1 pseudogene is annotated in these 1058 nt (G+C 76.0%); it reads right to left on the bottom strand.

Annotation, left to right across the window (positions count from 1 at the left end):
• Positions 1 to 1058, bottom strand: a pseudogene (locus MRQ36_RS33000) (hypothetical protein); the annotation flags it as partial.

Raw genomic sequence — 1058 nt, 5'->3', positions numbered from 1 at the left:
CCGGCACCACCAGGTCGAGCAGCGGCAGCCCGGCCACCAGCCGGTACGGCCCGGGCAGCCCGGTCTCGGAGCGGTCCAGCCGGATCGGGGTGCCGAGGGCCAGCAGGGCGAAGAGCAGACCGCAGGCGGCCAGCGCGCGGACCAGCGGGCGCCGCCACAGCCGGACCACCACCAGCACGGCGAGCAGCGGCAGCAGCGGGCCGAAGAAGGAGTTCTCCTCGGTCGCGTTCGGTGCCAGCAGGCCGGCCCGGTGCCCGTCGCCCACGACGGTCTGCCGCGCGCTCGCGACGAACGAGGCGCCGTCCAGCCGGTAGCCCCGGGTGAAGAACGGCATGCCCTGGTAGTGGCCGGGCCCGAAGAACTGGAACCAGAGCGGGTACGCCAGCAGCACCGCCGCCACCAGCGCGGCCACCCCCAGCCGGCGGGCCACCACCGGTGCCGCCCGGCGGGCCGCCGCCCGGTCGGCCAGCGCGTACGCCCCGGCGAACACCGCTGCCGCCAACGTGAGGAAGACCAGCACCTCCTCACCGAGGAAGACCTGGTACGCCACGGCCAGCCCGAGCAGCACGCCGTGCCGGCGGACCCGGTCCGTCCCGGGCCGGAAGAGCAGCCCGAGGATCACCGGGACGAGGAACTGGGCGGCCATGTGCAGGTGCGCTCCGGCCTGGGCGACCATGCCGGGGGCGAAGCCGCAGCAGAGGCCGCCGACCGCCGCGGCGACCCGGGAGCGGACCAGCCGGCGGGCCAGCAGCGCGTACCAGGCGGTGGCGGTGCCGGCGAGGCAGAGCACCACGGCCACCAGGAAGGTGACCTGGGAGCCGAAGAGCCACGTCACCGGGGCCAGCGGCACGCCGAGGCCGAGCACCGAGGTGTTGGCCATCAGGTTCACCCCGTGCGGGGCGTTGAGCGCGCCGCTGTGCAGCGGGTTCTCCGCGCCGGTCACCGCCCGCGCCGCCCGGGCCAGCATCCACTCGAAGAGCATCTGGTCGCCGGCCTGGTGGAAGAGGCGGTCGGGGCGACGCCACTGGCCGGCGGTGAGCAGCACGGCCAGCGCGAGG

The sequence above is a fragment of the Micromonospora sp. R77 genome, from assembly GCF_022747945.1.
Taxonomy (GTDB): Bacteria; Actinomycetota; Actinomycetes; order Mycobacteriales; family Micromonosporaceae; genus Micromonospora.
The sequence above is the reverse complement of the archived record's forward strand: the minus strand, read 5'-3'. Positions and strand labels throughout refer to the sequence as shown.